The following is a 6,423-nucleotide window of genomic DNA, read 5'->3' on the forward strand; positions in this document are numbered from 1 at the left end:
AATTACCTCCAATCCCCTCGCATATAAGGATTCATCACTGTTCTGGATTGTTTCCTTTGAGGTTTTGCTATCTGAGATCTTCTTGGAGAAGTGAATGAAGAAATCCCAGATGTTGGTTGCTCTACAGAACCTTCAATTTTAAGTTTTTCCAAACGCTCTTCTAAGATATCAACTTCTCGATTAAGGTTTATTCCCGCCGAAATCAGACCTTGTAAAGCCGCATAAGCATAGACCCTACAATCCAAGGCTTCGTTTCTTGCCTTTTCACTTTTTTGCCATTCAATACGCTTGAAGCCTTTAAAATATTTGATGACTTTTCTTTCAGCGGTTAGCTGGTCAAAATATTCTCGATCAAGGCTTTTGTGAAAGTGTGTTGCACCAGCCCCCGTTGCTTCAGGTCCCGATTTTTTAAATCGTGCCGTGATAATATCTTTCGCGGCATCAACCCCAACAATATAAAGATTAATCTGTCCTTTATTGTTTTTGCTTGGTCGGCGTGGCCATACCGCACGCCATCCCGCTTGCCCCTTAATGCCCCAGATACGCCGCCCCTCACGCGGGCGTACATAATTATAAACCGCCTGTGTATGTCCACCACCGGTATCAATACAAGCAGCTGTTATCCTAATCCCCTCTTTATAGCCTGGATGCGGCCAACGTTTTGCAAGATATTCATCCAATTGGTCCCATACTTCAAAAGAAGAGGGATCACCAAGGATCACTTGATAATCAATATGCCAACTTTCTTCACTACGCCCCCATCCCACCACTTCAAGTTCCAAGCGGTCATTTTGCACATCAATACCAGCTGTCAACACGACGGATTGTTCTGGTGCAAGGGGATAATCTTCGCGTTTTGCATAGAGGCTATCAGGATCAATAACTTCGCCTGTTCTGTCCTCCCATGGCTCTCCAAGAACTGTATTGACAAAAGGCTGTAGAAGAGCTGGATCATCTTTGGCATTTAAAAACTCTCTTGCACATTCCCCCCATGTAAGCCAAGGAGAATAGAGTGCCGAAATATGATAAGAACGCAAATTGGGTCTGCTTGACTCACTGGTTGGGACCCAGCATGCGCCTCTTTCTTCACACATGAGATCTGTTTTTCGGTGCTCGGCATGTTCATGACCACAATGCGCACAAACAAAAACAGCTTTTTCGGGAGCCCCTTTCGGCCATTTGATTTGTGACCAAACAATCGGCTGGAGTGTACCACATGCATCACAAGGCACGTTGTAATATCGCTGGTCTCCTAGCACAAAATCCTTGGCAATACGGCTTGTGTCACGGTGGGTGGGTGTGGACAATTTAAAGATCTTTCGTTGTACAAAGGTCGAGGTACGCTTTTCCGCAATCATCACCGGATCACCTTCGTTATCCACACTGAGAGGATAACCATCCACTTCATCCAAAATCAGATAACGAATAGGCATGGAACGCAAACCAGCAGCACTGTTTGCCCCTGTAAGCATCAGTGCACCACCATCAAACTCTTTCGAAAACATGGTATTCCCGCTGTCACGTGCTCGTGCTGGGGCTATGCGTTCACTTAAAACTGGACTTGCCATAATCATAGGATCAAGCCGCGTCTTTGAAAGCTTTTTGGCTGTCTCAACGGTCGGCATGACATAAAGAGCAGGTCCTGGACTATAATGAATAGCATAACCGCAGAAATTTAATCCTGCCTCTGACATGCCAACTTGCGCCCCTTTCATGACAATAGTTGTTTCAATCGGTTTGTGAGAGGAAAGGTTATCCATGATTTCACGCAAATAGGGGGTCCGCTTTGTTCTCCACAATCCAGGTTCAGCACTTGCTACGGTGCTAAGGTATCTATTCTTATCCGCCCATTGCGAAACCGTATACGGTGGGTCCGGTTGTCGTGCGTTATTGGCATGGGCGAAAAATTCTTCGACTGCATTGTCATCCATTATTCGTTTCTTGCAAGTTCTCTAACTCTGGAGAATGAGGATCATGAAAAGGCACTGGAATATTAACCGCCTCAAGCAAAGCGGTTCTCATAGTGTAATCAATAGCACCAATAAGGCTGGCCGCATCACATCCAACTTGTGCAGCAATGCTTGCACCAAAACGATGAGGAAAATTCAACATAGCATCACGGTGCGCTCTTCCAAACTCACGAGCTGCTCTCTTGACTTCTTCACGGTCAACGGTTGTTTCGCGTAAGCGTTCAAGAGCAATCTTCTCGCTTTCAAGGGCAACTTGCATTCGCTCCAGTTTTATCTTGTATTCATTGGCTCCATCTGTAGAGGCTTGTTTGATCTTTGTCCGCGGTTGACCATCAGGCGCTAAAAATGGAGCAGGGCGCTTTGTTGGATTCTCATTCCAGATAGCTGTTGCAAGCGCTTCATTGACAGAACCATCTTCAAAAAGAGCCTTATCAAATTTCCCTGTCTTTATCCGAGAAACCACCGCATTATGTGAAACCCCCATCTTCTTCGCAAACGCACGAACCGATAGACCCTTACGCGTTTTCTTATTCATAGTTGCTCCATTTTGAATGGTATATACGAATTATTGTACACTTTAATTATTGACAAGGTTTTATTTTTCGTGTACATAAAATATATGAAGATAGTGTGGGATGAACCAAAAAGAGCTTTAAACATTGATAAACATAAGCTTGATTTTGCTGATGTTATTTACTTTGACTGGGAACATGCTCTTATTGATGCAACACATTCAAACCGCATGAAGGCTATTGGACATTTTGCTGATGGCACAACAGTTATTGTTTTTGCAAAGCTTGGCAATGAAGCAATATCCATTAGCAGTTTTCGTCAAGCGAATAAAAAAGAAAGAGAGGTTTTCAATGACTATCAAAAAAAACTTTGAAACAGAATGTGGCTACACAAAAGAAGATTGGGACGCTGTGGATTCCCCACCACTAACAGATGAAGAACTTGCACGCTTAAAGCCAGCTAAAGACGTTTTACCAGCCTCCTTTTTTAAGTATGTAACAGAAGAACGCCGTAAACGTGGGCGTCCACCCGTTGAATCTCCTAAACAAGCGGTTACTCTCCGTCTCGACCCAAATGTTATTGCCTCTTTTAAAAAACAAGGAAAAGACTGGCGAACACGTATGGGTGAAGTCTTAAAAAAAGCAAGTGGCAGCTAAACCAACCACCTCCCCATTGTTGATAACGGGGAGGAGAGATGTGTCTTAAGCTAAGCAGCTTTTACGACAGATCTTTCTAAGACTTGTTTTGCTTCTTTGATTAAAGCTTTATAATGTTTGCTTTCTTCTACCAACGTAAAGGCTTTGACAAGATGCATATGGAGTGGACCATAAATGTAAACAGCCTTTTTAGTTGGAGACATTTGATCCCAATCTTTTGGGAAAGCAAAACGTATATCATCACAATAATCAACAGATTGGCTTTTTAGTTTCTTTTCACATTCAATAAAGTAGCGTCGAGCCTGTCTACCTTTCTCATTGCGTTCAACCATTGAGAGCTCTTTCGCCATGTCTAAAGTGATGTGATATTCTGTACTTGGACGACCGCTTTTAGGTTTTACTAAATTTTTAGTAAAACTCACAAAGTCTTTATTTTCTAGGAAACCATATTCTTTAATACGATTAATAATCCAATCGTTAAAACGAGATGTTACCTTCAAAAACGTATGCAACTCACGTGCATTTACTGCTTGAACAGTTTCTTGATCAATTGTTTGTTCTGTAATTTTAATAAGAGTGTTCATAATGAACTCCTTGTTGATTAGGCTTTCTATTGACATCCTAAGAGGATGCCGGGTGCTAGAAAACACGGCAACAAGCCCGTCGTTACGCTTTCCTCGTGAGAGTATTGTATAGCGTAACCACACCCGACAATATTATTATACGCATGTAGCATATAATGAGTCAAAGTCTTTAATGTGCGGAAGACTGATTATTTCGGCAACCAATCCGCTTGTTGTTTTAAGGTGTTTTCTAGGCACCTGATTCGAAAATAGACATTGACGCAACAATGTCAAGAATAAACATAATTTTTATCTAAAAATAATCGCATACTGTACAGTGTACATATTGAAATCATTATTTATCAATGAGTTAAATGTACAATGTATAGTCAATTTGAAAATTCTGTCGCTAGCGATAGTTCGCGCTCGTCCGCCCCGCAACGAAGCCAACCCGCTGGGAAGTACCTTTTGAATTGATTTTATTGATTTTTTTTATGAAAAAACAAAGTATAAGTGATAATCTGTTTTTAAAATTGCAATAAGAATATGTAATTCCTAAACTCATAAGGATATGGAATATATAGATAAAGCTTGAGAACATGATCTAGCCTTTCTTATTAGCAGCGTATTCTTGACGAGAAAGTTGTCTCTGTATATTTTGGGTTAATCTTTCATTGGCATATTGTGCAATAGCACTTGCAATCTCTGGCTTGGACATCACCCCAGCAATGGAGGGTCCTTTTTGTTTTGCAATGGGGAATTGATCTCCATCGGCTCTTTGAAACACATTCCCATTCAGCTTTTTTAATTCAACGCGCTTTGGAAAACTCCCACCTTTGATAAAAGCATGGGGTAATATTTCTTTCTTTCCAAACAGTGTGTAAGTTACGCCGCGTTTTGTTTCGTTTGCTTGAAAAAATTTAAGAGGTATCGGTGTTCCAGAACCAATGATATCGGTCTCGAGAAGCTTTGCTGTAGCCTTTCCTTTAATATAAACGCCTTTTTTGACACGCTTTGATTGGGCAGATGTAACATCGGCAATTTGTTTTTCTGCAAAGCGTTCGACTTGTTTTGCAGAGGTATTTACAGCATTACGCAAAGCCCAATTAAGGCGTGGTGCTTGAAGACTGGTGAAGGTATCCTTCACCTGTTGAAGATACCATTTTTGGTGGATGATTAACTTCAACTTCTAAGCCTTTTTTGGGGTAGGTGTTGATGACTTAGAAGCTTTAGATGCTTTTGGCTGTTCGAGTGGAATTTCCTCTGTCACTGGTTCAGACGATGTTTGTACGGCTTCTTGTTTTATCTGCTTAATTTGTTCAACTGCCTTGTCTGTTTTTGCTGTTGTCTTGACTCCAATAAAAGGTTTTACAGCATTAGCGCGCTTGAGACGTGCGTAGACTTGATTAGAAACTTCAACAAATGGATTATTGGGTGTTGATGGTTCAAATCGAACAGTGCTTTTAATGTCTCTACAAGACATTGATTTATAATGATAATTCACCGTTTTGTATGTTGAATGAGAGTCCCGAATAACGTAGGATTCTCTCATTTCAAATCTGTTTATGTTGAATCAATCAAAATCACTTGCTTGCACACCACAAGTGGGGCTGGCGTGTGGGTAAAAACTATAGAAGAAAGGAGTAAAAATGGTTCTTATGAATCGTCTTAATGCAAGATCTGTCGCAACATTGGGGACTGGCAATATAATGATGGTGCTGGCTTGCTTCTTCACAAACGTAAAGATGGAGGTGCTCAATGGCTTTATCGTTATACCATTCATAGACGTCGTCGTGAAATGGGATTGGGTGCCTTAAGACATGTCTTTTTAAAAAAAGCCCGTGAATTGGCAACTGGGTGGCGTTCGGTTTCACGTGAGGAGCGTGACCCCATTAAAGAACGCAATAAACAAAAGCGTAAGGCAATAAGCAATCTTCATTACTTAAAAGATATTGCCGTAGATGCTTTTGAAAGTCGGAAAGCTGAATTAAAAGATGATGGTAAGGCTTGTGATTGGTTTTCACCTTTACGTCTTTATATTCTCCCTAAATTAGGCTGTCTACCCGTTTCAGAGATTACACAAACAGAGATACGCAATACTCTTGCCCCTATTTGGCATACAAAAGCTGCAACAGCAGAGAAAGCATTGATACGTCTTAATCTTTGTCTTAAACATGCGGCTACATTAGGGTTGAATGTTGATTTACAAGCAACAACAAAAGCACGCGCGCTCTTAGGCAAACAACGCCATAAAACGCAAAATTTTCCAGCTATAGATTGGAGAAAGGTTCCGGCTTTTTATAAAACACTTTGCGAAACAACAACAATGACACAACTGGCTTTACGTTTGCTTATTCTGACAGGCGTTCGTACTTTTCCTTTATGTCATATCCATAAAGATCAAGTTGAGGATGATATCTGGACTATTCCTGCTGAAAATATGAAAGGAAGGCGTGATGCTACAACAGAATTTCGCGTCCCTTTATCAACAGAAGCATTAGATATTTTAAAACAAGCGCGCCTTTTATCTCGCAATGATTTCTTTTTTTCTGCAACAGGTCGCGGTCCCCTCGCGCATAGGTGTATGGCTCAATATATGAGAGACAATAAAATTGAAGCCTGCCCCCATGGTTTTCGCTCTAGCTTACGTGATTGGCTCGCTGAGACAACCGATGCCCCCTATGAAGTCGCTGAAACTATTCTAAGTCATACAGTCGGAGG

7 protein-coding genes and 1 pseudogene are annotated in these 6,423 nt (G+C 41.3%); 3 read left to right on the plus strand and 5 right to left on the minus strand.

The features are described 5' to 3' along the window. Positions 1 to 2: 2 nt before the first annotated feature. Together ACFIKI_RS01345 and ACFIKI_RS01350 are read right to left on the minus strand one after the other, a co-directional pair. The gene (locus tag ACFIKI_RS01345; protein WP_375665321.1) at positions 3 to 1,931 is read right to left on the minus strand and encodes a phage terminase large subunit family protein; all 1,929 of its coding nucleotides are present in this window, start codon (positions 1,929 to 1,931) and stop codon (positions 3 to 5) included. Continuing rightward, positions 1,924 to 2,505 (minus strand): hypothetical protein, encoded by a 582-nt coding sequence (locus tag ACFIKI_RS01350; protein WP_375665322.1) that lies wholly within the window; start codon positions 2,503 to 2,505, stop codon positions 1,924 to 1,926. Before ACFIKI_RS01350 ends, ACFIKI_RS01345 begins: the two co-directional genes overlap by 8 nt. An 84-nt stretch (positions 2,506 to 2,589) precedes the next feature. On the opposite strand from ACFIKI_RS01350, the gene ACFIKI_RS01355 reads away from it, so the two are divergent. Together ACFIKI_RS01355 and ACFIKI_RS01360 are read left to right on the plus strand one after the other, a co-directional pair. Further along, a complete protein-coding gene (locus ACFIKI_RS01355; RefSeq protein WP_375665324.1) occupies positions 2,590 to 2,856 on the plus strand; it encodes a BrnT family toxin in 267 nt (88 codons plus the stop codon). Continuing rightward, positions 2,834 to 3,139 carry a BrnA antitoxin family protein gene (locus tag ACFIKI_RS01360; RefSeq protein ID WP_375665326.1) on the plus strand — a complete coding sequence of 102 codons (306 nt, stop codon included), beginning with the start codon at positions 2,834 to 2,836 and terminating at the stop codon, positions 3,137 to 3,139. The genes ACFIKI_RS01355 and ACFIKI_RS01360 overlap by 23 nt, the downstream gene beginning before the upstream one ends. Before the next feature lie 50 nt (positions 3,140 to 3,189). Here the strand turns inward: ACFIKI_RS01360 and ACFIKI_RS01365 are convergent, their stop codons facing one another. From ACFIKI_RS01365 to ACFIKI_RS01375, 3 genes are all read right to left on the minus strand, one after another. Continuing rightward, positions 3,190 to 3,723 (minus strand): antA/AntB antirepressor family protein, encoded by a 534-nt coding sequence (locus ACFIKI_RS01365; protein WP_375624128.1) that lies wholly within the window; start codon positions 3,721 to 3,723, stop codon positions 3,190 to 3,192. A gap of 583 nt (positions 3,724 to 4,306) precedes the next feature. Continuing rightward, positions 4,307 to 4,888, minus strand: a complete 582-nt coding sequence (locus ACFIKI_RS01370; RefSeq protein WP_375665327.1) for a hypothetical protein — start codon at positions 4,886 to 4,888, stop codon at positions 4,307 to 4,309. 3 nt (positions 4,889 to 4,891) lie between these two features. Further along, complete coding sequence (locus ACFIKI_RS01375) at positions 4,892 to 5,185, minus strand: hypothetical protein (protein WP_375665338.1); 294 nt, start codon at positions 5,183 to 5,185, stop codon at positions 4,892 to 4,894. Between the two features lie 166 nt (positions 5,186 to 5,351). On the opposite strand from ACFIKI_RS01375, the pseudogene ACFIKI_RS01380 reads away from it, so the two are divergent. Then, positions 5,352 to 6,423, plus strand: a pseudogene (locus tag ACFIKI_RS01380) (tyrosine-type recombinase/integrase); the annotation flags it as partial.

It is taken from the genome of Bartonella sp. TT121SHDZB, from assembly GCF_042193415.1.
In the GTDB taxonomy this organism is placed as follows: Bacteria; Pseudomonadota; Alphaproteobacteria; order Rhizobiales; family Rhizobiaceae; genus Bartonella.

Excerpts from the sequence above, each read along its gene's own strand:
- ACFIKI_RS01355 (WP_375665324.1), top strand. The coding sequence starts at position 2,590 with ATGAAGATAGTGTGGGATGAACCAAAAAGAGCTTTAAACATTGATAAA.
- ACFIKI_RS01350 (WP_375665322.1), bottom strand. The coding sequence starts at position 2,505 with ATGAATAAGAAAACGCGTAAGGGTCTATCGGTTCGTGCGTTTGCGAAG.
- ACFIKI_RS01360 (WP_375665326.1), top strand. The coding sequence starts at position 2,834 with ATGACTATCAAAAAAAACTTTGAAACAGAATGTGGCTACACAAAAGAA.
- ACFIKI_RS01365 (WP_375624128.1), bottom strand. The coding sequence starts at position 3,723 with ATGAACACTCTTATTAAAATTACAGAACAAACAATTGATCAAGAAACT.
- ACFIKI_RS01375 (WP_375665338.1), bottom strand. The coding sequence starts at position 5,185 with ATGTCTTGTAGAGACATTAAAAGCACTGTTCGATTTGAACCATCAACA.
- ACFIKI_RS01345 (WP_375665321.1), bottom strand. The coding sequence starts at position 1,931 with ATGGATGACAATGCAGTCGAAGAATTTTTCGCCCATGCCAATAACGCA.